At 69.1% G+C, this 23,419-nt stretch carries 21 protein-coding genes, 1 rRNA gene and 1 riboswitch; of the genes, 17 read left to right on the top strand and 5 right to left on the bottom strand.

All coding sequences use genetic code 11. From position 1 onward, the window contains the following. Nucleotides 1–13 precede the first annotated feature (13 nt). The 11 genes from rrf (at nucleotide 14) to OG747_RS06245 (ending at nucleotide 10,658) form a co-directional block, all read left to right on the top strand. Nucleotides 14–130: ribosomal RNA gene (rrf, locus tag OG747_RS06295) — 5S ribosomal RNA — on the top strand. 179 nt (nucleotides 131–309) lie between these two features. Then, nucleotides 310–918: a CDP-alcohol phosphatidyltransferase family protein gene (locus tag OG747_RS06290; RefSeq protein ID WP_405878297.1), complete on the top strand. Its 609-nt coding sequence runs from the start codon at nucleotides 310–312 to the stop codon at nucleotides 916–918. Nucleotides 919–1,034: 116 nt separating this feature from the next. After that, nucleotides 1,035–3,530 carry a sugar phosphate nucleotidyltransferase gene (locus tag OG747_RS06285; protein WP_405878296.1) on the top strand — a complete coding sequence of 832 codons (2,496 nt, stop codon included), beginning with the start codon at nucleotides 1,035–1,037 and terminating at the stop codon, nucleotides 3,528–3,530. A gap of 99 nt (nucleotides 3,531–3,629) precedes the next feature. Then, nucleotides 3,630–4,526: a DUF881 domain-containing protein gene (locus OG747_RS06280; protein ID WP_405878295.1), complete on the top strand. Its 897-nt coding sequence runs from the start codon at nucleotides 3,630–3,632 to the stop codon at nucleotides 4,524–4,526. Then, nucleotides 4,523–4,855, top strand: coding sequence for a small basic family protein (locus OG747_RS06275; RefSeq protein WP_003988855.1), 333 nt, complete (start codon nucleotides 4,523–4,525; stop codon nucleotides 4,853–4,855). The genes OG747_RS06280 and OG747_RS06275 overlap by 4 nt, the downstream gene beginning before the upstream one ends. 5 nt (nucleotides 4,856–4,860) lie before the next feature. Continuing rightward, on the top strand, nucleotides 4,861–5,703 hold the full coding sequence (locus OG747_RS06270) for a DUF881 domain-containing protein (RefSeq protein ID WP_405878294.1): 843 nt from the start codon (nucleotides 4,861–4,863) through the stop codon (nucleotides 5,701–5,703). A 61-nt stretch (nucleotides 5,704–5,764) separates the two neighbouring features. Further along, entirely contained in the window at nucleotides 5,765–6,730 is a 966-nt protein-coding gene (locus OG747_RS06265; protein ID WP_405878293.1) for an FHA domain-containing protein, read from the top strand. A 42-nt stretch (nucleotides 6,731–6,772) separates the two neighbouring features. After that, the gene (locus OG747_RS06260) at nucleotides 6,773–7,528 is read left to right on the top strand and encodes a MerR family transcriptional regulator (RefSeq protein WP_405878292.1); all 756 of its coding nucleotides are present in this window, start codon (nucleotides 6,773–6,775) and stop codon (nucleotides 7,526–7,528) included. An 87-nt stretch (nucleotides 7,529–7,615) separates the two neighbouring features. Next, on the top strand, nucleotides 7,616–8,089 hold the full coding sequence (locus OG747_RS06255) for a bifunctional nuclease family protein (RefSeq protein WP_006123076.1): 474 nt from the start codon (nucleotides 7,616–7,618) through the stop codon (nucleotides 8,087–8,089). A gap of 373 nt (nucleotides 8,090–8,462) precedes the next feature. Continuing rightward, nucleotides 8,463–9,107 carry a MerR family transcriptional regulator gene (locus tag OG747_RS06250; RefSeq protein ID WP_405878291.1) on the top strand — a complete coding sequence of 215 codons (645 nt, stop codon included), beginning with the start codon at nucleotides 8,463–8,465 and terminating at the stop codon, nucleotides 9,105–9,107. Nucleotides 9,108–9,248: 141 nt separating this feature from the next. Beyond that, a complete protein-coding gene (locus OG747_RS06245) occupies nucleotides 9,249–10,658 on the top strand; it encodes a DNA polymerase IV (RefSeq protein ID WP_405878290.1) in 1,410 nt (469 codons plus the stop codon). 55 nt (nucleotides 10,659–10,713) lie between these two features. Here OG747_RS06245 and OG747_RS06240 read toward each other — a convergent pair whose 3' ends face one another. Then, on the bottom strand, nucleotides 10,714–11,085 hold the full coding sequence (locus OG747_RS06240; protein ID WP_405878289.1) for a PRC-barrel domain-containing protein: 372 nt from the start codon (nucleotides 11,083–11,085) through the stop codon (nucleotides 10,714–10,716). A gap of 114 nt (nucleotides 11,086–11,199) precedes the next feature. Then, nucleotides 11,200–11,295: riboswitch (glycine riboswitch) on the top strand. Nucleotides 11,296–11,476: 181 nt separating this feature from the next. On the opposite strand from OG747_RS06240, the gene gcvP reads away from it, so the two are divergent. Beyond that, nucleotides 11,477–14,362 (top strand): aminomethyl-transferring glycine dehydrogenase, encoded by a 2,886-nt coding sequence (gene gcvP, locus OG747_RS06235; RefSeq protein WP_405878288.1) that lies wholly within the window; start codon nucleotides 11,477–11,479, stop codon nucleotides 14,360–14,362. Nucleotides 14,363–14,456: 94 nt separating this feature from the next. Here the strand turns inward: gcvP and OG747_RS06230 are convergent, their stop codons facing one another. Further along, nucleotides 14,457–14,663, bottom strand: coding sequence for a DUF5999 family protein (locus OG747_RS06230; RefSeq protein ID WP_405878287.1), 207 nt, complete (start codon nucleotides 14,661–14,663; stop codon nucleotides 14,457–14,459). 416 nt (nucleotides 14,664–15,079) lie between these two features. Next, on the bottom strand, nucleotides 15,080–15,676 hold the full coding sequence (locus OG747_RS06225; protein ID WP_405878286.1) for a hypothetical protein: 597 nt from the start codon (nucleotides 15,674–15,676) through the stop codon (nucleotides 15,080–15,082). 538 nt (nucleotides 15,677–16,214) lie between these two features. Here OG747_RS06225 and OG747_RS06220 point away from each other — a divergent pair. Both OG747_RS06220 and OG747_RS06215 read left to right on the top strand, forming a co-directional pair. Beyond that, nucleotides 16,215–17,732 carry a glutamate--cysteine ligase gene (locus OG747_RS06220; protein ID WP_405878285.1) on the top strand — a complete coding sequence of 506 codons (1,518 nt, stop codon included), beginning with the start codon at nucleotides 16,215–16,217 and terminating at the stop codon, nucleotides 17,730–17,732. Nucleotides 17,733–18,157: 425 nt separating this feature from the next. Then, on the top strand, nucleotides 18,158–18,958 hold the full coding sequence (locus tag OG747_RS06215) for a CPBP family intramembrane glutamic endopeptidase (RefSeq protein ID WP_405878284.1): 801 nt from the start codon (nucleotides 18,158–18,160) through the stop codon (nucleotides 18,956–18,958). A gap of 107 nt (nucleotides 18,959–19,065) precedes the next feature. Here OG747_RS06215 and OG747_RS06210 read toward each other — a convergent pair whose 3' ends face one another. Continuing rightward, nucleotides 19,066–19,881, bottom strand: a complete 816-nt coding sequence (locus tag OG747_RS06210) for a PhzF family phenazine biosynthesis protein (protein WP_405878283.1) — start codon at nucleotides 19,879–19,881, stop codon at nucleotides 19,066–19,068. A gap of 285 nt (nucleotides 19,882–20,166) precedes the next feature. On the opposite strand from OG747_RS06210, the gene OG747_RS06205 reads away from it, so the two are divergent. Next, nucleotides 20,167–20,820: a PadR family transcriptional regulator gene (locus OG747_RS06205; protein ID WP_405878282.1), complete on the top strand. Its 654-nt coding sequence runs from the start codon at nucleotides 20,167–20,169 to the stop codon at nucleotides 20,818–20,820. 101 nt (nucleotides 20,821–20,921) lie between these two features. On the opposite strand, the gene OG747_RS06200 is transcribed toward OG747_RS06205, so the two are convergent. Next, on the bottom strand, nucleotides 20,922–21,350 hold the full coding sequence (locus OG747_RS06200) for an SRPBCC family protein (protein ID WP_405878281.1): 429 nt from the start codon (nucleotides 21,348–21,350) through the stop codon (nucleotides 20,922–20,924). A gap of 316 nt (nucleotides 21,351–21,666) precedes the next feature. Between OG747_RS06200 and OG747_RS06195 the strand changes: the two genes are divergently transcribed. Both OG747_RS06195 and OG747_RS06190 read left to right on the top strand, forming a co-directional pair. Continuing rightward, nucleotides 21,667–22,230, top strand: coding sequence for a Clp protease N-terminal domain-containing protein (locus OG747_RS06195; protein WP_405878280.1), 564 nt, complete (start codon nucleotides 21,667–21,669; stop codon nucleotides 22,228–22,230). A gap of 85 nt (nucleotides 22,231–22,315) precedes the next feature. Beyond that, nucleotides 22,316–23,338, top strand: coding sequence for an EamA family transporter (locus OG747_RS06190; protein WP_405878279.1), 1,023 nt, complete (start codon nucleotides 22,316–22,318; stop codon nucleotides 23,336–23,338). Nucleotides 23,339–23,419: the final 81 nt, after the last annotated feature.

The following is a 23,419-nucleotide window of genomic DNA, read 5'->3' as shown; positions in this document are numbered from 1 at the left end:
AGTTTCATAGTGTTTCGGTGGTCATAGCGTGAGGGAAACGCCCGGTTACATTCCGAACCCGGAAGCTAAGCCTCACAGCGCCGATGGTACTGCAGGGGGGACCCTGTGGGAGAGTAGGACGCCGCCGAACTCCTTTTAGAGCTCCGGCTCTTGGGCATACAGCCCGAGAGCCGGAGCTTTTTTTATTTTCTCTGGGTTGTTGTTCCCGGGGTGTTTTCTGATGGTGCCTGAACCCCTCCGCGCCGCGGCGTGAGGGCTACGGGTAGGGTCAGGGGCATCATTGGCTCGTTTCCCACAGGAGGCCCCCGGGTGGAGGTCCAGGAGACCCGCGTCCAGACGGACCGGGTCCTCACCATCCCGAACATCCTCAGCATGGCGCGCCTGGTCGGCGTGCCCATCTTCCTGTGGCTGATCCTCAGGCCCGAGTTCGGTGGCCCCAAGAGCGACGGCTGGGCGCTGCTCGTCCTCATGCTGAGCGGCATCAGTGACTACCTGGACGGGAAGCTCGCGCGGCGCTGGAACCAGATCAGCAGTCTGGGCCGGCTGCTGGACCCCGCGGCTGACCGGCTTTACATTCTGTCCACTCTCGTGGGCCTCACGTGGCGGGAGATTCTTCCGCTGTGGTTGACGGCTGTACTTCTGGCGCGCGAGTTGGTTCTGCTGGTCGTGGTGGCCATCCTTCGGCGTCACGGCTATCCGCCGCTGCAGGTGAACTTCCTGGGGAAGGCGGCGACCTTCAACCTGATGTACGCCTTCCCGCTGTTGCTGCTCAGTGACGGAAGCGGATGGCTCGCGCCACTCGCTGCGATTTTCGGATGGGCGTTCGCCGGATGGGGTACAACCCTCTATTGGTGGGCAGGAGTCCTCTACGTGGTGCAGGTCCGCCGGCTTCTCAAGGCGGACGCCATGGCCGATTGAGCTCGGCCCGATGGGGCGGCTGAAGTGCCCGGATGGCCCGCGCTCGAAAACTGCGGGACAATCAGGACGGGTGAAGTCGGCTAGACCTTCGTCTCTTCAAGGAGGACGCTTCCGACATGAAGGCCGTCGTGATGGCCGGAGGCGAAGGCACACGCCTTCGCCCCATGACCTCAAGCATGCCCAAGCCGCTCCTGCCGGTGGTGAACCGCCCGATCATGGAGCACGTGCTACGGCTGCTCAAAAGGCACGGGCTCAACGAGACCGTCGTTACTGTTCAGTTCTTGGCTTCGCTCGTCAAGAACTACTTCGGTGACGGTGAAGAGCTCGGCATGGAGCTCACCTATGCCAATGAGGAGAAGCCACTCGGTACTGCCGGGAGCGTCAAGAACGCCGAGGAGGCGTTGAAGGACGACACTTTCCTGGTGATCTCCGGTGACGCCCTGACCGACTTCGATCTCACCGACCTCATCAATTTCCACAAGGAAAAGGGTGCGCTGGTCACCGTCTGCTTGACACGCGTCCCGAACCCCCTTGAATTCGGCATCACCATTGTCGACGAAGAGGGCAAGGTCGAGCGCTTCCTGGAGAAGCCGACCTGGGGCCAGGTCTTCTCGGACACGGTGAACACGGGTATCTACGTCATGGAGCCCGAAGTCTTCGACTACGTCGAGGCCGATGTCTCCGTCGACTGGTCCGGCGATGTATTCCCTCAGCTGATGAAGGAGGGAAAGCCGGTCTTCGGCTATATCGCCGAGGGCTACTGGGAGGACGTCGGCACCCACGAGAGCTATGTGAAGGCCCAGGCCGACGTCCTGGAAGGCAAGGTCGACGTCGAGATCGACGGGTTCGAGATCTCCCCGGGCGTGTGGGTCGCCGAAGGTGCCGAAGTGCATCCCGATGCCGTGCTGCGGGGCCCGCTCTACATCGGTGACTACGCCAAGGTCGAGGCGGACGCCGAAATCCGCGAGCACACTGTCGTCGGCTCCAATGTCGTCGTCAAGAGCGGAGCGTTCCTACACCGGGCCGTTGTGCACGACAATGTGTACATCGGGCAGCACAGCAATTTGCGCGGCTGTGTCATCGGGAAGAACACCGACATCATGCGGGCCGCACGGATCGAGGACGGCGCCGTCATCGGCGACGAATGCCTCGTCGGTGAAGAATCGATCATCCAGGGAAACGTACGCGTCTATCCGTTCAAGACCATCGAGGCCGGCGCCTTCGTCAACACCTCGGTGATCTGGGAGTCGCGCGGCCAGGCGCATCTCTTCGGCGCACGCGGCGTCAGCGGAATCCTGAACGTGGAGATCACTCCTGAGCTGGCCGTGCGTCTTGCGGGGGCGTACGCGACGACGCTCAAGAAGGGCTCCACCGTCACTACGGCCCGCGACCACTCCCGAGGCGCTCGCGCGCTGAAGCGGGCGGTCATCTCGGCTTTGCAGGCCAGCGCCATCGACGTACGCGATCTGGAGAACGTACCGCTGCCGGTGGCCCGGCAGCAGACCGCCAGGGGCAGTGCGGGCGGGATCATGATCCGGACGTCGCCCGGAGTGCCGGACTCCGTCGACATCATGTTCTTCGACGGGCAGGGCGCCGATCTCTCGCAGGGAGGCCAGCGGAAGCTGGACCGGGTGTTCGCCCGGCAGGAGTACCGGCGTGCGTTCCCGGGGGAGATCGGGGATCTGCACTTCCCGGCCAGCGTCTTCGACTCGTACACCGGATCGTTGCTGCGGAATGTCGACACCACCGGTATTACCGAATCCGGGCTGAAGGTGGTCGTGGACGCCTCGAACGGCAGTGCCGGGCTCGTACTGCCCAGCCTGTTGGGCAAGCTCGGTGTGGACTCGTTGACCATCAACCCCGGTCTCGACGAATCGAGGCCTACGGAGACGGCGGACACACGGCGAGCCGGTCTGGTGCGGCTCGGTGAGATCGTCGCGTCCGCGCGTGCGGCGTTCGGGGTGCGCTTCGACCCGGTGGGTGAGCGGCTCTCGCTCGTCGACGAGAAGGGGCGGATCGTCGAGGACGACCGGGCTCTGCTGGTCATGCTCGATCTGGTGGCTGCGGAGCGGCGCAGTGGGCGAGTGGCGCTGCCGGTGACCACCACCCGGATCGCCGAGCAGGTGGCGGCGTACCACGGGACGCAGGTGGAGTGGACGACGACGTCTCCGGACGACCTGACCAGGGTCGGGCGCGACGAGTCGACGATCTTCGGTGGTGACGGCCGCGGCGGGTTCATCATTCCGGAGTTCAGCAGCGTCTTCGACGGTTCCGCGGCCTTCGTACGACTGATCGGACTGGTGGCGCGAACGCAACTCACGCTCAGCCAGATCGACGCGCGGATTCCGCGGGCGCATGTCCTCAAGCGCGATCTCGCCACTCCATGGGCAGTCAAGGGACTCGTGATGCGTCGGGTCGTGGAGGCGGCCGGGGACCGGTTCGTGGACACGACCGACGGCGTACGGGTCGTGGAGACCGACGGGCGGTGGGTGATGGTGCTGCCCGACCCGGCCGAGGCGGTGACGCATCTGTGGGCCGAGGGCCCGGACGACGCCTCCGCGGAGGCCCTGCTCGACGAGTGGGCGGCCGTCGTGGAGAGCGCCGGGCGTTAGCCACGCGCGCGTGCCGGACAAGTGCCCCTAAGGGGGCCTGTCCGGCACGCCGGTGGGGCCATTCGGAGGTAGTGCCCGCGACGTGCGACGATGTGCGTCATGCCGCAGCAGCCCCCCGTTCGGAGCACACCTCCGCGCCCCTCGCGCCCGGACGCCTCCATGTCGCTGCTCACCAACGTCATGGACCACAGCCTCGACGACGGATACGCCGAGGCGGCCGCCCGTAAGAAGGCCGAGGGCGCCGGCGGTATGCCGAAAACAGTGCGGGCGAAGCTCGGTCTGGCAGCCGGTCTCGTCCTCGCGGCCCTGGTGGTGACCGTGGGGGCGGCGAACGCGCGGATCGCGGCCCCGGTGGTCGCCAAGGAGCGCCAGGAGCTGATCGACCGCGTCGAGCGCGAGACCGCGTCCGCGGACAAGCTCGAGAGTGGTGTCGACACCCTGCGTGCCGATGTGAGCGCCCGGCAGAACGAGGCGTTGAAGAAACAGGGGGGCGGCGACCAGGCTGACCTGGTGGGCATCCTGTCGGGCGCCGTCGCCGTGCGCGGGCCGGGCGTCAAACTCGTCGTGAACGACGCCAAGGAAGCCACCCAGGGCGGCGACGGCAACCCCCGCGAGACCAGTGGGTTCTCCGACACCGGGCGCGTCCGCGACCGTGACATGCAGCGGGTCATCAATGGGCTCTGGGAGTCCGGTGCGGAAGCCGTCTCGATCAACGGGCAGCGGCTGACGGCCCTCTCGGCGATCCGGGCCGCGGGTGACGCGATACTGGTCGACAACAAGCCGCTGGTGCCGCCCTACACGGTGCTGGCGGTGGGGGACGGCGAACGGCTCAGCACCAGGTTCCAGAACAGTGCCGATGGGCTGTATCTGCACGCCCTGCAGGAGAACTACGGCATCCGGACCGCCATTTCCGTCGAAAAAGACGTCCGGTTGTCCGCCGCACCGAGTGTGATCGTACGTACAGCACAGCCGAGCACAGAGAAGGGCACATCGTGATCGCCGTACTGGGCCTCGTCGTGGGAGTCGTGGCTGGATTGTTGGTCCGGCCCGAGGTTCCGGCGGTTGTCGAGCCTTACCTCCCGATCGCCGTCGTGGCGGCGCTCGACGCCGTCTTCGGAGGCCTGCGCGCGATGCTCGACGGCATCTTCGACGACAAGGTCTTCGTGGTCTCGTTCCTGTCGAACGTGGTCGTCGCCGCGCTGATCGTCTTCCTGGGCGACAAATTGGGTGTGGGCGCGCAGCTCTCCACCGGTGTCGTCGTCGTCCTCGGCATCCGCATCTTCTCCAATGCCGCGGCGATCCGCCGGCACGTGTTCCGGGCGTGAGGCCGATGAGCAACGAAGGCGAGACACCCGAGAACCGGCTGCGCAGGGAACTCCCCGAAGAGGTCCCGGCCAAGGCTCCCGAGAGTTCCGGGACGCAACAGAGCGAAGAGAAGGGCGAGTCGTCGCTGACCGGCCGTCAGCGGCTGGTGAAAGGGCTGTGGCCGCCGAGGGTGACGCGCGCGCAACTCATTGTCGCCCTGTTGCTGTTCGGCCTCGGCTTCGGCCTGGCTGTCCAGGTCGCCTCCAACAGCGACAGCGGCAGCGCCCTGCGCGGCGCACGTCAAGAAGATCTCGTACGCATCCTCGATGAACTCGACAACCGTACGCAGCGTCTAGAAGACGAGAAGCAGGGCCTCGAAGATCAGCGCACCGAGCTGGAGAACAGCTCCAACCAGGCCGAGGAAGCCCGCAAGCAGACGGTCGAGAAGGAGAAGCAACTCGGCATTCTGGCGGGCACGGTGGCGGCGCAGGGACCCGGCATCACGCTGACGATCAACGACGCAAAAGGGACGGTCAAGGCGGACATGCTGCTTGACGCGATCCAGGAGCTGCGCGCGGCCGGCGCGGAGGCGATTCAGGTGAACGGTGTACGGGTCGTCGCCAGCACCTATCTGTCGGACTCCGGCAAGGGCGTGAGCGTCGATGGGAACAAGATCACCCAGCCCTTTCGTTTCAAGGTCATCGGCAAACCGCAGGACCTCGAGCCGGCGCTCAACATCCCCGGAGGCGTGGTGCAGACTCTTGAGAAGGAGCAGGCCACCGTCACGGTGGAGCCTGTGACGAAGATCGTGGTGGACGCCTTGCGAGCTGCGAAGCGGCCTGACTACGCTCGGTCGTCCTCCCAGTGAGCCGGGGGTGCATGGGGGTCGCGCGGCGAGGGCATGAGGTTGCGGGGGGTCGGCGCACCGAATGGGTGGTGCGTGGTGGAAACTGTCTGGTGGATACGGACGTTGTGAGGATGTCCGGGTCGACCGGTGTGTTCAATCAGGGTTCGTCCTGCCCCACGGGCGGGTCTGTTTCGGTCAAGGGGAATCGCCCGTGAAGTTGTTTGCGAAGTTGTTCGGCAAGAGCGCACGAGGAGAGGGCAGCGACAACGCGACTGCCCGACACCGTGCACCGCGCCATGGAGACGCTGAAGGCCAGAGCGGCGAGCGCCCGCTGTTCCGGGACCAGGTCGGTGACATTTCCGGTGGTCAGGGCGCGCCGTCTGTTGACCCTGCCCAGTCCGGACGCATAGGTTTCGGGGAACCGTCAACCTCAAGTGCGGGTGGAGGGTTTGCCTCCGACCCGTACGCGTCCCATGCCCCTGGGGGGCAGCCGCGGCAGGAGGATCCGTCCATGTCGGCCCTGGTGTGTACGAGGTGCGGTAACCGCAACGCGGAGAACAGCCGCTTCTGCTCCAACTGCGGCGCGCCGCTGCGGCCCGGAGCGGTCCCGGAGCGTGCCGCCGAGACGACGTCCACGATCTCCATTTCGGGCATCGAGGCCTACGATGCCGAGATCACCGGACAGACGCAGATGCCGACACTCTCTCCGGAGGCGCAGGCGGCCGTCGACGCGCTGCCGCTCGGCTCGGCGCTCCTGGTGGTGCGCCGCGGTCCGAACTCGGGCAGCCGCTTCCTGTTGGACGGCGAGCTGACCACGGCCGGGCGTCATCCGCAGAGCGACATCTTCCTGGACGACGTGACCGTGTCGCGTCGCCATGTGGAGTTCCGTCGCGCCGCGGACGGCTCGTTCACGGTCGCCGACGTGGGCAGCCTGAACGGCACCTACGTCAACCGGGAGCGGATCGACTCGGTCCCGCTCTCGAACGGCGACGAGGTGCAGATCGGTAAGTACCGGCTGGTCTTCTACGCGAGCCAGCGGGGTATCTGACCCTCCCCCAGACTCCGTCCGGGGGGACCCCCAGGAAGGTCCATGCTTCGATCACCGAGCGGCGGTGCCGGCAGCGGTACCGCCGCAGCGGACAGTGGGCTGATGAGCATCGGCGCGGTGCTGAACGCGCTGCGTGAGGAGTTCCCCGAAGTCACGATCTCCAAGATCCGGTTCCTGGAGTCGGAGGGGCTGGTCGAGCCGCAGCGGACCCCCTCGGGGTATCGCAAGTTCAGCGCGGCCGACGTCGAGCGCCTCGGCCACGTCCTGAGGATGCAGCGGGATCACTATCTGCCGCTGAAGGTGATCCGGGAGTACCTGGACGCCCTGGAGCGCGGTGAGCCGGTGCGGCTGCCGTCTGCGGGGCGGCAGCGCGACTCCGGCGACGGGGAGTCGTTCGGTGACCTCTTCGGGGAGCCCGAGGCGCCCACAGCGGCCCGGGTGGGCCGTGCGGAACTGCTGGCCGCCGCCGAGATCGGCGAGCAGGAGCTTCAGGAGTGGGAGTCGTACGGGCTGATCGCCCCGCTGCCGGACGGGGCGTACGACGCCGAGGCGGTGACCGTCGCCGCGCTCGTCGTCGAGCTGGGGCGGTTCGGGATCGAGCCGCGCCATCTGCGAGCGATGAAGGCCGCGGCCGACCGTGACGCGGGCCTGGTGGACCAGGTGGTGGCCCCGCTCAGGCGCCATCGCAATCCGCAGACCAGGGCGCACGCGGAGGCCCGCACGAAGGAGCTGGCGGGGCTCACGGTGAAACTGCACGCGGCCCTGGTGCAGACCGCGCTCGGCGTGCGGCTGCCCTGACCCGGAGCGCCCGACGGGGAGTCCGGATCGGCCACCCGTTCTGTGCCCGACTACCCAAACGTCCCGGGCACGGCCTAGGGTTACTGTGTGAACGAGCTCGATGTCGTAGGTGTCCGGGTGGAAATGCCCTCCAACCAACCGATCGTGCTTCTGCGTGAAGTGGGAGGCGATCGTTACCTCCCCATCTGGATCGGACCGGGGGAGGCGACGGCGATCGCCTTCGCCCAGCAGGGCATGGCCCCCGCGCGACCGCTGACCCACGACCTGTTCAAGGACGTGCTGGAGGCCGTCGGCCAGGAGCTCACCGAAGTGCGCATCACGGACCTGCGTGAGGGTGTCTTCTACGCGGAGCTGGTGTTCGCCAGCGGGGTCGAGGTCAGTGCCCGCCCGTCCGACGCCATAGCGCTGGCGCTGCGCACCGGAACGCCGATCTACGGCAGCGACGGGGTGCTCGACGACGCCGGCATCGCGATCCCGGACGAGCAGGAGGACGAGGTGGAGAAGTTCCGCGAGTTCCTCGACCAGATCTCGCCCGAGGACTTCGGGACCAATAGCCAGTGATGGGTCCGGTCAGCCAGTGACCGGTCAGCCGGTGGTGAGACCAGTCAGCCGGTGAGGGGACCGGTCAGGGCGGTCCGGAGCGGGAGCGATCGCCCGCCGATGGGCGGTCGGCCGCCCGGCCCGTGGGAGCGGGTGCGACCTCCCACTCCGTGAACGAGCCAATGGATGGGCGGGCTCCGGGCCGCATTTGCCCCGTGGCCAGTGTGGCGCGCTGCGGCCCGCTCCGAGAGCATTCGGCTAGCCTTTCCCCCCGGTGGGACACGGGAAACCACTCCTAGGGTGATTATCACTCGGCGTGCCGAGTGTGGCGATCGTTGACGCGCCCCTGGTGACTGCCTACCGTCGAGAAGGCAGGTCAAGGACGGAGGTCGGCGTGAGAAGCAGCGGCGACGGTACGGCTGGGGGTGCCCCCGGACGCAGTCTGGGGGAGAGCGGCCCGTACCCGCTTCACGGCAGCGCGGCCGATCACGTTCCGCCGCGGCCGACAGCGGTGCGGGGTGAGCTCGGTGAGGGAGGGGCGGCCGCCGAGGAGATCGGCTACCGCGGTCCCACGGCGTGTGCCGCCGCGGGCATCACCTACCGGCAGCTCGACTACTGGGCCAGGACCGGACTGGTCGAACCGAGTGTGCGGCCCGCCCACGGGTCGGGGACCCAGCGGCTCTACAGCTTCCGGGACGTCGTCGTCCTGAAGATCGTGAAGCGGTTCCTCGACACGGGAGTGTCCCTGCAGAACATCCGCACCACGGTCCAGCATCTCAGGGAGCGCGGCTTCCGGGACCTGGAGCGGATGACGCTGATGAGCGACGGCGCGACCGTCTACGAGTGCTCCTCGCCCGACGAGGTGCACGCCCTGTTGCAGGGCGGTCAGGGCGTCTTCGGGATCGCCGTGGGTGTGGTGTGGCGGGACGTCGAGAGCGCACTGTCGCAGTTGCACGGGGAGCGCGTGGACACGGGCGAGACGCTCGTCGGACCCAATCCGGCGGACGAGCTGGCGCGACGGCGCAATCGGGCCGTCTGAGGCCCGCAGGCCGTAGGAGACCGTAGGAGAGCGACCCGGAGCGTACGGGCGCGGGTTGAGCACCGTACGGCGGCATGCTTCGGCGCTACCGGCGCGGGCCGTGCCGGGGCATTGTCAGTGGCGTAGGGCAGCATCGGAGATGTGAGAACCGCGCCCACGATCCTGCATCTCGACATGGATGCCTTCTTCGCCTCGGCGGAGCAGGCAGCCAAGCCGAGCCTGCGCGGGAAGGCCGTCGTCGTGGGCGGGCTCGGACCGCGCGGAGTCGTCGCCACCGCCTCGTACGAGGCCCGGGTCTTCGGGGTGCACTCGGCGATGCCCATGGCCCAGGCGCGCCGGCTGGCACCGAACGCCGCGTATCTCGTGCCGCGCTTCACGGTCTACCGGGAGATCAGCGAGCAGGTGATGGGGCTGCTGCGGGCGCTGTCGCCGTTGGTGGAGCCGCTGAGCCTGGACGAGGCCTTCGTGGACCTGGAGGCGGGTGGCACGGCCTGGGACGAGAGCTCGGCGCGGCTGGCCGGGGGGAAGCTGCGCGCGGACATCCGTGCCGCTACGGGGCTCACGGGGTCAGTGGGGCTCGCCGCCTCCAAGATGCTCGCCAAGATCGCCTCGGAGCAGGCCAAGCCCGACGGGCTGGTGCTGATAGAGCCGGGGACCGAGCGCGCGCTGCTGGGACCGATGTCGGTGCGGATACTGCCGGGCGTCGGGCCCGCGACCGGCGACCATCTGCGCCGCGCCGGGATCACCACGGTCGACGAGATCGCCGAGGCGGGCGAGGACGAGCTCGTACGGCTGCTGGGTAAGGCCCACGGGCACGCGCTGTACGCGATGGCGCTGGCGCACGACGAGCGCCCGGTGGTGGCCGAGCGGGAGACGAAGTCCGTGTCGGTCGAGGACACCTACGACGTGGACATCCACGACCGCGTGCGGGTCGGCCTGGAGGTGCAGCGGCTCGCCGACCGGTGTGTGCGGCGGTTGCGGGGCGCCGGGCTGTCGGGGCGGACCATCGTGCTGAAGGTGCGGAGGTACGACTTCTCGACGCTGACGCGGTCCGAGACGCTGCGGGGGCCCACGGACGACCCTGCTGTCGTGCGGGAGGCTGCCGCGCGGCTTCTGGAGGCGGTGGACACGACCGGGGGTGTACGGCTGCTGGGGGTCGGTGTTTCCGGGCTTGCCGACTACACGCAGGAGGACCTCTTTGCCCAGGCCCAGGCAGAGGCCGCTGCGGGGGAGGCGGCGGTGCTGGAGCGTCCGGATGCGGAGGCGGCGGAGGACCCCGTTGCCGAGCAGGTGCCGCCCGCCGAGCGGCGGTGGCCCGCCGGGCATGACGTGCGGCACTCCGAGTACGGGCATGGGTGGGTGCAGGGGAGCGGGCTGGGGAGGGTGACCGTGCGGTTCGAGACGCCTTACTCCGAGCCGGGGCGTGTGCGGACGTTCCGTACCGATGACTTGGCGTTGGAGTTGGCGGATCCGTTGCCGTTGGTGGTGGGTGCCGATTGCGATCGCCGTGGGGGTGAGGTCGGTTCGGTGCTGAGGGTCGACCGTGGCTGATCGCGCAGTTCCCCGCACCCCTGACGGGGCGCGCAAGTGGGCCCGAGGTGTTCCGTCAACCCTCGTCCGTGCCCGCCAAGTGACCGAAGTCTCTGTCCGGGGGCGGGGGAGGGGGCGCCACGTCCAGGCCGTAGTGGTGGTAGAGCTGGAGTTCCTGTTCGGGGGAGAGGTGGCGGCCTACGCCGAAGTCGGGGGCGTCCTTGATCAGCGCGCGGTCGAAGGGGACGCACAGGGTGCCCTCGACGAGTTCGCTGGGCTCCAGGGGCACGAAGGCGTCCCTGCTGAACAGGCCCGTACGTATGGCCGCCCACTCGGGGACGCCGGTCGCGTCGTCGAGGTAGACCTCGTCGACTGTGCCGATCTTGGCGCCATTGCGGTCGAGCGCCTTGCGGCCGATCAGGTTGCGCGGATCGATGTCGGTCTGCACGGGCCCTCCATTCGCTAGCAACTCATCCGTAAGCACTACAAAAGAGCACATTCGGGAAGGTGGCCACTCGAAAGCTCGTGCGTTGTCCTCGCTGGTAGGCTGGCACGCGGCTGCTGACCCCGTGCGGGAGAGTCCTCCAGACACCATCGGAGGCGCCGAAGGAGCAAATCCTCCCCGGAATCTCTCAGGCTCACGTACCGCACGGACGAGGTCACTCTGGAAAGCAGGGCGGGTGTCGAAGGCCTCCGCCCTCACCGACGGTGAAAGCCGGGTCGTCAGCACGCGGGCGGGCCGGTGAAGCTCTCAGGTTGAGATGACAGAGGGGGAGGCCGTCGGGGTACCCGTGCCGGGGTGCCCCTCGAAGGTCGTGTCAGACCAGGAGGCCTCCGCAATGACCGCCCATCGCATTCCGCTTTCAGAGCTCGAACAGGGAATCCCCTTCGAGCAGCGCCACATCGGGCCCGACTCCGAGGCACGGGCCAAGATGCTCGCGCAGGTCGGGTACGGCTCGCTCGACGAGCTGACGGCCGCCGCGGTGCCGGACGTCATAAAGAACGCCGAGGCGCTGGAGCTGCCGGGCGCGCGCACCGAGGCCGAGGTACTGGCCGAGCTGCGCTCCCTCGCGGACCGCAACCAGGTGCTCGACCCGATGATCGGCCTCGGCTACTACGGCACGTTCACGCCGCCGGTGATCCTGCGCAACGTCATGGAGAACCCGGCCTGGTACACCGCGTACACGCCGTACCAGCCGGAGATCTCCCAGGGGCGGCTCGAAGCGCTGCTCAACTTCCAGACCGTCGTCGCCGAGCTGACCGGGCTGCCCACCTCCGGCGCCTCGCTGCTGGACGAGGGCACCGCGGCCGCCGAGGCGATGGCGCTGTCCCGGCGCATGGGCAAGAACAAGAAGGGCCTCTTCCTGGTCGACGCGGACGCCCTGCCGCAGACCATCGCCGTCATCGAGACCCGCGCCGAGCCGACCGGCGTCGAGGTCGTCGTCGCCGACCTGAGCGAGGGCATCCCGGCCGGGATCGCCGGGCGCGAGATCAACGGCGTGCTGATCCAGTACCCGGGCGCCTCCGGTGCCGTACGCGACCTGAAGCCCGTCATCGAGCAGGCGCACGAGCTCGGCGCGGTCGTCACCGTCGCCGCCGACCTGCTCGCCCTCACGTTGCTCACCTCGCCGGGTGAACTCGGCGCCGACATCGCCGTCGGTACGACCCAGCGCTTCGGCGTGCCGATGGGCTTCGGCGGTCCGCACGCCGGATACATGGCGGTGCGCGAGTCGTTCGCACGCAGTCTGCCCGGTCGCCTCGTGGGCGTCTCCGTCGACGCGGACGGACACAAGGCGTACCGGCTCGCCCTGCAGACGCGGGAGCAGCACATCCGCCGCGAGAAGGCGACCAGCAACATCTGCACGGCGCAGGTGCTGCTCGCCGTGATGGCCGGCATGTACGCCGTCTACCACGGTCCTGAGGGCCTGAAGACCATCGCGCGGCGTACGCACCGGTACGCCACGATCCTCGCCGCGGGCCTGACGGCCGGCGGGGTCGAGGTCGTCCACGGCGCCTACTTCGACACGCTGACCGTGCGGGTGTCGGGCCGGGCCGCCGAGATCGTGGCGGGCGCGCGCAACGGGGGCGTCAACCTCCACCTCGTCGACGCCGACCACGTGTCGATAGCCTGCGACGAGACCACTGCCCGGGGGCAGGTGGGCACCGTCTGGACCGCGTTCGGCGTCGACGGTGACATCGAGGCCCTGGACGCCACCGCCGAGGACACGCTGCCGGCCGCGCTGCTGCGCACCGACGACTACCTCACGCACCCGGTCTTCCACCAGTACCGCTCCGAGACCGCGATGCTGCGCTATCTGCGCAGGCTGTCCGACCGTGACTACGCGCTCGACCGCGGCATGATCCCGCTGGGCTCCTGCACGATGAAGCTCAACGCGACCACCGAGATGGAGCCGGTCACCTGGCCCGAGTTCGGCCAGCTGCACCCCTTCGTGCCCGCCGAGCAGGCGCAGGGCTATCTCACCCTCATCCAGGAGCTGGAGGAGCGGCTCGCCGAGGTCACCGGGTACGACAAGGTGTCCCTCCAGCCGAACGCGGGCTCCCAGGGCGAGCTGGCGGGGCTGCTCGCCGTACGCGGCTACCACCGTGCCAACGGCGACGAGCAGCGCACCGTCTGCCTGATCCCGTCCTCCGCGCACGGCACGAATGCCGCGAGCGCCGTGATGGCCGGCATGAAGGTCGTCGTCGTGAAGACCGCCGAGGACGGCGAGATCGACGTCGAGGACCTGCGCGCCAAGATCGAGCAGTACCGCGACGAGCTGGCGGTGCTGATGATCACGTACCCCTCGACGCACGGTGTGTTCGAGGAGCACGTCGCCGACATCTGCGCGCAGGTGCACGAGGCCGGCGGGCAGGTGTACGTCGACGGCGCCAACCTCAACGCGCTGGTGGGCCTCGCCAAGCCGGGCCACTTCGGCGGTGACGTCTCGCACCTGAACCTGCACAAGACGTTCTGCATCCCGCACGGCGGCGGCGGTCCGGGCGTCGGCCCGGTCGGCGTACGCGCGCACCTGGCGCCGTACCTGCCGAACCACCCGCTGCAGCCCGCCGCCGGTCCCGAGACCGGCGTCGGACCGATCTCGGCCGCTCCCTGGGGTTCGGCGGGCATCCTGCCCATCTCCTGGGCGTACGTCCGTCTCATGGGTGGCGAGGGCCTCAAGCGGGCCACGCAGGTGGCGGTGCTGTCCGCCAACTACATCGCCAAGCGCCTGGAGCCGCACTACCCGGTGCTCTACACCGGTCCCGGCGGGCTCGTCGCCCACGAGTGCATCATCGATCTACGTCCGCTGACCAAGGCGACCGGCGTCAGCGTCGACGACATCGCCAAGCGGCTCATCGACTACGGCTTCCACGCGCCCACGATGTCCTTCCCGGTGGCCGGCACTCTGATGATCGAGCCGACCGAGTCCGAGGACCTGGTCGAACTCGACCGGTTCTGCGAGGCGATGATCGCGATCCGTGCGGAGATCGACAAGGTCGGCTCGGGCGCCTGGGCGGCCGACGACAACCCGCTGCGCAACGCGCCGCACACCGCCGCCGCGCTCGGCGGGGAGTGGGAGCACGCGTACACCCGTGAGGAGGCCGTGTTCCCGGCCGGGGTCTCGGCCGCGGACAAGTACTGGCCGCCGGTGCGCCGCATCGACCAGGCGTACGGCGACCGGAACCTGGTCTGCTCCTGCCCGCCGCTGGACGCTTACGAAGAGTAATCATCCCTTGATATGCGTCGGGGCCGGTTCGGAGAGTGTGTCTCCGGCCGGCCCCTCGTTATGTCCGGGCAGTCGCCCTTCGTGTGCGTGCTGCTCAGGCGGCCGTCATCACGTGCTCGCTGCCCAGGGGGCGGTGCGGGGCGATGATCTGGCCGTCCGGCAGGAGCTCACCGGTGTCCTCGAAGAGCAGAACGCCGTTGCACAGCAGGCTCCATCCCTGCTCCGGGTGGTGAGCCACGAGACGGGCGGACTCCCGGTCGGCTGATTCGGCTGTCGGACACGGTGGCTGGTGCTGGCACATGGATGGGATCTTTCGCTGGGTTGAGAGATGAGTGATGGCTGTGGTGTCTGTCCCGCGGCTCGAAGTGCTCATCGCCGCCCCCCGTCGGTGTGTGTTTGGAACCCAGTGTTGCCCTCCGGGCGTCAATCCGCAGGGATTTCGCAGCAGCGCTCCTCACAGGTTGGAGACGCATCACCCGCGCGGACGGTTCACTCCAACTGCACGGTCCCTTCGGGGGGTTCGCGGTGGTCGGATGGGGCTAGTCCGATGGGAGCCGAGGGCGCGTTTCCCCTCGTACGAGCGCTGCCGGTCCCGAACGAGCGGCCCGGCTCGGAGGCTGAACGGCACCGTGACAGCACCGTGCCCCGCGGCGGGAAGAACGGCGGCGGGGCGTGGCGGCGGGGCACGGTGGAACGCGCCGGTGTGTGGGCTCCTGCCTATGCGGGCGAGCTGAGCAGGGGTCCGGGTGTGAGGCGGTGGGTGAGCACCGGAAGGAGTTCGGCGACGCGGTGCGGGCGGTGCGCGGCGATACCGGGCGGGGCGGGCGCCAGCGGCACCAGGAGGTCGGTGGCGGCCAGCTGTCCGGCGGCGCCGTCCGCGGTGCAGTCACCGTGCAGCCAGAGGGTGAGCATGTAGAGCTCGGGCACGGACAGCAGGCGTGGCTGGTAGGGCTGTTTCATGTTCTCGGCCTGGCGCAGGGCGCGCTCGGTGGCCGCGAGGTAGGGGCCTTCGAAGAAGTGCGAGAAGGCCCAGCCGTCGGGGGTGAGCATGGTGTCGGCTGCGGCCACCGAGCGGTCGCCGCAGCGGATCAGGAAGCGCCACCCGGCGAGCCGGGTGGCCGACGTATCAGCCGGCGTGCCTGCCGGTGTGATCCGGTCCAGTACGTGTACGGGCAGCGGGAGTTCGGGGGTGACGGGTCCCTGCGCCATGCGTAGGGACGGGGTGCGGGCCTCGCGGACTGCGGTGGGGGAACCGAGTGCCGTGAGGACGGTGCGCAGGGCGGGCGCGGGAGCCGGGGGGACATGCAGCGGCATGGTGGGTCGCCTCTCATTCGACAGGCACAGTGGCGCGAGGGCGGGGGCGGACGGCGCTGTCAGCTCTCGGGGTCGGAGGGGCGAGGGGGTCTGGATCTGCCGACAGGGTGCCGCCTGTCGCACGTCACCTTGACGACAGGCCCTAGGACCGCGAGCGCCAACTCTCTGCCTCGTTCGCGGAGTTTATACGACACGTGTTCAGATGGTGTTTCGTCTAGCCGTCCTGAATATGAAGAGCAAGGCGGTATTCGGTCGGCGAAACGAGAGGTTCATCCCGATTTTTCATCAGCGCTCGACGGTGACCTCGGAATGCTTCGCCGGAGCGGTCGGCCGATTCTCGTCGGCGTTTTTCACGAGATCGCGTCAGCCTGAAAGTGTGCCCTGGTCCATGCCTCGTGAATGTGCCTCCGGACAATGGGTATCAGGGTAGCGGTCGACAAGGCTGTACAGGGCGTTATCGATCGTGTTGCCTGGGCATCATCCTCCGGGACAGCAGAGGCCGGAGGATCGGCCTGCCCATTCGAGGAGGGACGCTTCGATGGGAGAGAAGGTCGTGGCAGGGCCGTACGGCCTGTCCGATCGCCAGCGCTACCGCGACAAGCTCCGGCAGTGCCTGACGGGGCTGGCGCGACTGCTGGAGGAGAAGCGGTTCGATCGCCCGAAGAATCTCATGGGACTGGAGATCGAGCTGAATCTCGCCGGACCCGACGGCATGCCCAGGATGATGAATGCGCAAGTACTCGAGAGGATTGCGAGCCGAGATTTTCAAACAGAACTTGCCATGTTCAATCTGGAAGTCAACATAGCTCCACATCGATTGGGCGGCAGGGTATTCGACCGGCTCGCCGAGGAGCTGCGCACCTCGCTTGCATATGCCCATCGAAAAGCCGGCGAAGTCGACGCCGGAATCATGATGATCGGGATTCTGCCGACGATCGACCGCGACGACCTGGTCTCCTCGAACCTGTCGGACGTCGACCGGTACACCCTGCTCAACGACCAGATCGTGGCCGCCCGCGGAGAGGACTTCGCGCTCGACATCGACGGGGTGGAGCGCCTGGTCTGTACGTCGAAGTCCATCGCGCCCGAGGCCGCCTGCACCTCCGTGCAGTTGCACCTCCAGGTCACGCCGGCGCGCTTCGCGGACGTGTGGAACGCGGCACAGGCCGTCGCCGCCGCGCAGGTCGCCGTCGGTGCCAACTCGCCCTTCCTGTTCGGCCGCGAGTTGTGGCGCGAGTCGCGGCCACCGCTGTTCCAGCAGTCCACCGACACCAGGCCGCCGGAGCTCCAGGCCCAGGGGGTGCGGCCGCGCACCTGGTTCGGCGAGCGGTGGATCTCCTCGGCGTACGACCTCTTCGAGGAGAATCTGCGCTTCTTCCCGCCCCTGCTGCCCATCTGCGACGAGGAGGACCCCCTCGAGGTCCTCGACGCCGGAGGCACCCCCAAGCTCGCCGAACTCGTGCTGCACAACGGCACGGTCTACCGCTGGAACCGGCCCGTGTACGGCATCGCCGACGGCGCCCCGCACCTGCGCGTCGAGAACCGGGTCCTGCCCGCGGGGCCCACCGTCACCGATGTCGTCGCCAACGCGGCCTTCTACTACGGGCTCGTCCGCGCGCTCGCCGAAGAGGCACGGCCCGTCTGGACACGGCTGCCGTTCGAGTCCGCCGCCGCCAACTTCGACGCCGCCTGCCGCCACGGCATCGACGCGCGCCTGGAGTGGCCGAGGCGCGGCCGGTACGGGGGCACCGCACGGGTCGAGGCCGTGAACCTGGTCCGTGACGAACTGCTGCCGCTGGCCGCCGGAGGGCTGGATGCGTGGGGTGTCGAGCCCGTCGACCGGGACTTCTACCTGGGCGTGATCGAGGACCGGTGCCGGCTGCGCGCCAACGGGGCGACCTGGCAGGCGGCCACCTTTCACCAGGCGCTGGAGAAGGGTCTCGGCAGAGATGCCGCGCTGGCCGCGACCACGCGGCGCTACGGCGAGCTGATGCATCTAGGGGAGCCCGTGCACACCTGGCCGGTGGGGCTGCCGGAGCCGGTGCCCCTCGGATAGCGGACGTCAGCCCTGGCTCTGGCTGCCCGCCGCCACGATGGCCCTGAGGATCACCGAGTGGATCTGTGCGGGGTCGTTGACCTGCTGGCCCGAGCCGCGGGTCGCCTTGGCGATCTCCTGGACCTCCCTTCGACCGTGAGGACCAGCACCGTCGCGATGGCCACCGTGCGGCGGCGCGCGCGTGGACGGGGGTCGGCCGCGCCCGCCCCGTACGCGTCGGGCAAGCTGTGACGTCCCATGACGGTGGTGCCCTCCCTGTGTGAGCCGAAGCCGCGAGACAGCCGTAAAGCAGAGGGAAAGAGGAGGTGCGCCCCGTACGGTGTCCGTCCCCCGACGGCCTGTCGCGCACGATCTTCGTAACTTCTTTCGAGACCCTAGCGGGGCGAAGACGGGGATGAGGCGGGATTACTCAACTGGAGGCGGGAGTGCAGGTGGAGGCGGGGTCGGTGGCTGATTCTTTTCCCGAGGAGCGGCTGACGCGACGGATTTTCCGGGACGAGACACTGCTCGTTCTGGGCCTTTCGCTCGGTGCGAGCGGGGTGTCCGCGCTGATCAGCTTTGTCGGATCGGTCACCAAACCGGGGGGTCTCAAGGAGCAGGCGGCCACCCTCAACGCCTCGGCCGCGCCGGGTCGTCCCTGGCTTGATCTGGCCTGGCAGTTGTTCGGTATCGCCTCGGCCCTGGTGCCGGTCGCGCTGGTCGCGCACCTCCTGCTGCGGGAGGGGCAGGGGCTGCGCGTGATCGGCTTCGACCGTACGCGGCCCTGGCCCGACCTCGGGCGCGGAGCCGCCATCGCGGCGGTGATCGGCAGCACGGGCATCGCCTTCTATCTGGCGGCCCGGGGGGTCGGCGCGAATCTCACGGTGGTGCCCGAAGCGCTGCCGGATGTGTGGTGGAAATACCCGGTCCTGATCCTGTCGGCGGTGCAGAACGCCGTCCTGGAGGAGGTCATCGTCGTCGGGTATCTGCTGCGCCGGCTCGGACAGCTGGGCTGGACGCCGGGGACCGCGCTGGTGGCGAGCTCGGTGCTGCGCGGCTCGTACCACCTCTACCAGGGCATCGGCGGCTTCGCCGGGAACATGGCGATGGGCGTGGTCTTCGCGTATCTGTACCGGCGGTGGGGCCGGGTCGGACCGCTCGTGGTCGCGCACTCGCTGCTCGACATCGGGGCGTTCGTGGGATACGCGCTGCTGGCGGGGAAGGTGGGGTGGCTGCCGACCGCTTGAGCGGTGCGAGCGGGTTCTCAAGGGGCGTACGGCAATTTCGTACGCCCCTTGAGTCTCTTACGCCCCTTGAGTCTTGTCCGTCTCTTGTCCGTCTCTTTCGCGTGCCGTTATGCGAGCAGCTCGCCCTCGATGACCGTGACCGCGCGGCCGGTCAGGAGGGTGCGGTCGCCGCGCAGCTCGGTGCGGACGAGACCGGAGCGCGGGGAGGCTTGCAGGCCGGTGAGGTCGAGGCGGCCGAGGCGCTCGGACCAGTAGGGCGCGAGGGCCGTGTGGGCGCTGCCGGTGACCGGGTCCTCGTCGATGCCGACGTTCGGGAAGAAGCAGCGCGAGATGAAGTCGTAGCCCTGGGAGGGGTCTTCGGCGCGGGCGGTCGCGATGATGCCGCGCTCGGAGTACCGGGCGAGGGCCTTGTGGTCGGGGGTGAGCGCCCGGACCGTCTTCTCGTCGGCGACCTCGATCACCAGGTCGCCGATGTTCGGGCCGGTGTCGAACGCCGTGAGCGGCTCGGCGCCCAGCGCCTCGGCGATACCGTCCGGGACCTCGACCGGCGTGAGCGGCGCGGTGGGGAAGTCCAGGGTGAGTGAACCGTCCTCATGGGGCGTGGCGATGAGCACGCCGCTGAGCGTGGCGAACCGTGCCGGCCCCGTGTGGGCGCCGGTGGTGTGCAGGACGTGTGCGGTGGCGAGGGTCGCGTGCCCGCACATCGCGACCTCGGTGACAGGCGTGAACCAGCGCAGCGCCCAGTCGGCACCACCGCCCTCGGGGAGGCGGTGCGCGAACGCCGTCTCCGCGTGGTTGACCTCCAGAGCCACGTTCTGGAGCCAGGTGTCCTCGGGGAAGGCATCGAGGTCGAGGAGGAGGACCCCGGCCGGGTTGCCGGTGAAGGGACGGTCGGTGAAGGCGTCGACGATTCGAATCCGCATGCCTCGACGCTAACGGCCGGACGAGGCCGCGGGACAAGGCCAATTCCGGGGATCTGGACCGTTTGCGGGGCGCGGGTTGTGTGGCGGCGGGCAGGCACCCGGGACTTGCGGTGATGGAACCAGGCAGGAGCGTGTCCCGATTTCTCACCCGGACGAGCCGTCGTGCCCAGCCTGTGCCTCCTGGACGAGCCTCGGCCTGCGGGACCGAGGGGGGTTGTCAGGCGAACTATTCCGATATATCGTTGATGCATCGCGACCGATCAACGAATGAATGGAGTGATGGCGATGCGTTCCCAAGGGCAGGAATTTGGATTCGAACGTGGGCACGGGCGGCATGGTGGACCCGGCCCGCGCGACAGGAGCCGCTTCGAAGGGCGGCGCGGGGCTTTCGGGCCCTTTGGGCCGGGAGGTCCCGGTGGTGGCCCCGGCGGTCCCGGCTTCGGCTTCGGGCCGGGCCCCTGGGGCGGGCAGCGCGGCGGCCGGGGCGGACCGAGGGGCAGGGCGCGGCGCGGTGACGTACGCGCGTCGATCCTGGCCCTGCTCAAGGACCGGCCCATGCACGGCTACGAGATGATCCAGGAGATCGCCGAGCGCAGCGGCGGGGCATGGAAGCCCAGCCCGGGTTCGGTCTACCCGACCCTCCAACTGTTGGAGGACGAGGGCCTCATCGCCAGCGCGGCCGAGGGCGGCAAGAAGCTGTTCTCGCTCACCGACGAAGGCCGCGGCGCGGCCGACGCGGGCCCCGACGCGCCGTGGGAAGAGGCCGGGCGCGGGGTCGACTGGGAGACGCTGCACGAGATCCGGCAGGCCGGCTTCGGCCTCATGGAGGCCTTCGGCCAGGTCTGGAAGACCGGCAGCAAGGACCAGCGCGACAAGGCGCTGGCGGTCATCAACGAAGCCCGCAAGAAGCTGTACCTGATCCTCGCCGACGAGGACTGACGGGCATGCTGTGGTTTCTGACGGCGCCCCGTGGAAGTGTTTCCGCGGGGCGCCTTTCCGCGTACGGGAGCTGGGTGCGGGTCTCGGACCGGATGTGCGACTCAGGTCACCAGCCCGCCCAGCTTGCGCAGCGACTCGTTGAGTGCGGCCGTCGCCGAGTCCTTGAGCTTGCCCGCCATCAGCGAGACGGCCGCGCCGGTGAACTCCCCGTCGATCCGTACCGACGTGGCCTCGCCGTCGGGGGTCAGGGTGTAGCGGGTGGCGACGGTCACCGCCATCGGGCCCTTTCCGCGGATGGCCAGGGTGCGGGCGGGCTCCAGCTCCTCGATGGTCCAGTCGACCTCGGCCGGGAACCCCATGAGCTTCATGTTCTCCGCGAAGGTGCCGCCCACCTCGAGTGATGCGGGGCCACCCCGGGGGAAGTCGGTGTGGGTCGAGTTCCACTCGCCGTACGAGGGGAAGTCCGTGAGTTGCGCCCACACCTTCTCGGCCGGCGCCTCGATGCGTGCTTCCGCGCTGACTTCGGCCATGCGACCACCCCTTCGTGTCGGGCGCTGCGCCCGGCGCAGCTACGGTGTCGCGGAACGTAGCCGGGGTCCCTGGAACATTCAATACTGATGAACCGTCAGGAAGTGTGGAGAGGTGGAGCAGGGTGGGGGAGTGGAGGGGGCGGCGGTGTGGTTGCGCCCCGGGCGTGAAGCAAGGCGGCGCGCGCCCCCAGGGGAAAACCGTGCGAAGTCATCCCTAAGGAGGAGAACGCACGCACGGATGCCCACCCTGTGTCGGACTCGAAGATGCTGCCCACCGAGGATGCCCCGGATCGAAGAGACTGATGGGGTAGGGGGTGTGCCACCGCGTATCCCCCAGCAACCGGCCGCCGAGAGCGGCTCCCACCGCACGGACCTCGATGCCGGGCTCAGTGCCGAGCTGGCCTCGGTGGTCTCCGGCGCACGCAGGCGGGCGCTGCGGGACGGGGACCGGCAGATCGACACCGCCCATCTGCTGCACTCGCTGCTGGAGGCCGACCCTCAGGTGCGCGCCGTCTTCGACGGTGCCCCGCAGGTCGCCCGGCTGCTCGGCTATCTCGTGCAGCGCAGCATCGGCTACGGGCTTCGCTGGCAGAGCGTCGTCGAGGACTCCGGTGCCGTGCCGGTCGTGGCCGAGCCGGGCTGGTCGCCGGTGGCGGCCGGTGCCATGGAGCGGGCGTGCGGGCGCGCCGGGCTTCGGGGTGCCGAGCGGGCCCGCTGTCTTGATCTGCTCGCCTCGATCGTCGCCGACCCCCAGTCGCGGGCCGTCGAAGTCCTCGGGCGGGCGGGGGTCGACGTCCAGGTGCTGTTGCTGCGGATCGAGACCGCGTTCGACGTCGAGGACGAGTTGGAGTTCGGGCTCGACCTCGACTTCGAGGGGTAGATCGGGGGCGGCGACCAGGCGGGCCAGTCCAACCGCTGAGACAGGTGTCATTGGGGGTGACGCTCATGTCGTCGCCTGTCATCATGTGCCGATGCATACGTCTCAGGGCAGTCAGGGCAACCGTGGAAAGGGCGTCGGCCTCGGCCTCGCCCTCGCGTCGGCGGTCGCCTTCGGCGGATCGGGTGTCGCGGCGAAGCCGCTGATCGAGGCTGGGCTCGACCCGCTCCATGTGGTGTGGCTGCGGGTCGCGGGCGCCGCCCTGGTGATGTTGCCGTTGGCCGTACGCCACCGCGCCCTCGTACGCCGGCGCCCCGCGCTGCTCGCCGGATTCGGACTGCTCGCCGTGGCGGGCGTCCAGGCCTGCTACTTCGCCGCGATCTCCCGTATACCCGTCGGTGTCGCACTGCTCGTCGAGTACCTGGCACCCGCGCTCGTACTCGGCTGGGTGCGGTTCGTGCAGCGCCGGCCGGTGACGCGGGCCGCGGCGCTCGGGGTCGCCCTCGCGGTCGGTGGGCTGGCCTGTGTCGTCGAGGTGTGGTCCGGGCTGAGCTTCGACGCCGTCGGGCTGCTGCTCGCACTGGGCGCCGCCTGCTGCCAGGTCGGCTACTTCGTCCTGTCCGACCAGGGCAGTGACGCCGGTGACGAGGCACCGGACCCGCTCGGGGTCATCGCCCACGGCCTGCTCGTCGGTGCCCTCGTGCTGACCGTCGTCGCACGTCCCTGGACCATGGACTGGTCGGTGCTCGGGGGCAGCGCGGACCTGAACGGCACATCCGTCGCCGCGTCCCTGCTGCTCAGCTGGATCGTGCTGATCGCGACCGTCGTCGCGTACGTCACCGGAGTGCTCTCCGTGCGCAGGCTCTCCCCGCAGGTCGCCGGCGTCGTGGCCTGTCTGGAGGCGGTCATCGCGACCGTCCTCGCCTGGGTCCTGCTCGGTGAGCACCTCTCGGCGCCCCAGATCGTCGGTGGCACGGTGGTGCTGGTCGGCGCGTTCATCGCCCAGTCGTCCGCGCCCGCGAAGCCCTCGGACGGGCCGGTCGCGGGTGGCGGGAGCGACGCGGAACGCGACGCCGAAAGAGAGTTGTCGGCCCACGGGACCGCCGTCTAGGGTGCTGGTCATGCCGTCGACACTCGTTCTGCCGCCTCCGGCCGCCTGAGGCGGGCCCTCCGGAATCCCCGCCCGGCGCGG

This window comes from Streptomyces sp. NBC_01384, from assembly GCF_045040035.1.
In the GTDB taxonomy this organism is placed as follows: domain Bacteria; phylum Actinomycetota; class Actinomycetes; order Streptomycetales; family Streptomycetaceae; genus Streptomyces.
This window is presented reverse-complemented; position numbering and strand designations above follow the sequence as displayed.

Coding starts and splice junctions, on each gene's coding strand:
- OG747_RS06260 (WP_405878292.1), top strand. CDS start 6,773: ATGCTTCGATCACCGAGCGGCGGTGCCGGCAGCGGTACCGCCGCAGCG.
- OG747_RS06230 (WP_405878287.1), bottom strand. CDS start 14,663: ATGTGCCAGCACCAGCCACCGTGTCCGACAGCCGAATCAGCCGACCGG.
- OG747_RS06210 (WP_405878283.1), bottom strand. CDS start 19,881: ATGCGGATTCGAATCGTCGACGCCTTCACCGACCGTCCCTTCACCGGC.
- OG747_RS06225 (WP_405878286.1), bottom strand. CDS start 15,676: ATGCCGCTGCATGTCCCCCCGGCTCCCGCGCCCGCCCTGCGCACCGTC.
- OG747_RS06265 (WP_405878293.1), top strand. CDS start 5,765: ATGGGTGGTGCGTGGTGGAAACTGTCTGGTGGATACGGACGTTGTGAG.
- OG747_RS06270 (WP_405878294.1), top strand. CDS start 4,861: ATGAGCAACGAAGGCGAGACACCCGAGAACCGGCTGCGCAGGGAACTC.
- OG747_RS06285 (WP_405878296.1), top strand. CDS start 1,035: ATGAAGGCCGTCGTGATGGCCGGAGGCGAAGGCACACGCCTTCGCCCC.
- OG747_RS06280 (WP_405878295.1), top strand. CDS start 3,630: ATGCCGCAGCAGCCCCCCGTTCGGAGCACACCTCCGCGCCCCTCGCGC.
- OG747_RS06200 (WP_405878281.1), bottom strand. CDS start 21,350: ATGGCCGAAGTCAGCGCGGAAGCACGCATCGAGGCGCCGGCCGAGAAG.
- gcvP (WP_405878288.1), top strand. CDS start 11,477: ATGACCGCCCATCGCATTCCGCTTTCAGAGCTCGAACAGGGAATCCCC.
- OG747_RS06205 (WP_405878282.1), top strand. CDS start 20,167: ATGCGTTCCCAAGGGCAGGAATTTGGATTCGAACGTGGGCACGGGCGG.
- OG747_RS06220 (WP_405878285.1), top strand. CDS start 16,215: ATGGGAGAGAAGGTCGTGGCAGGGCCGTACGGCCTGTCCGATCGCCAG.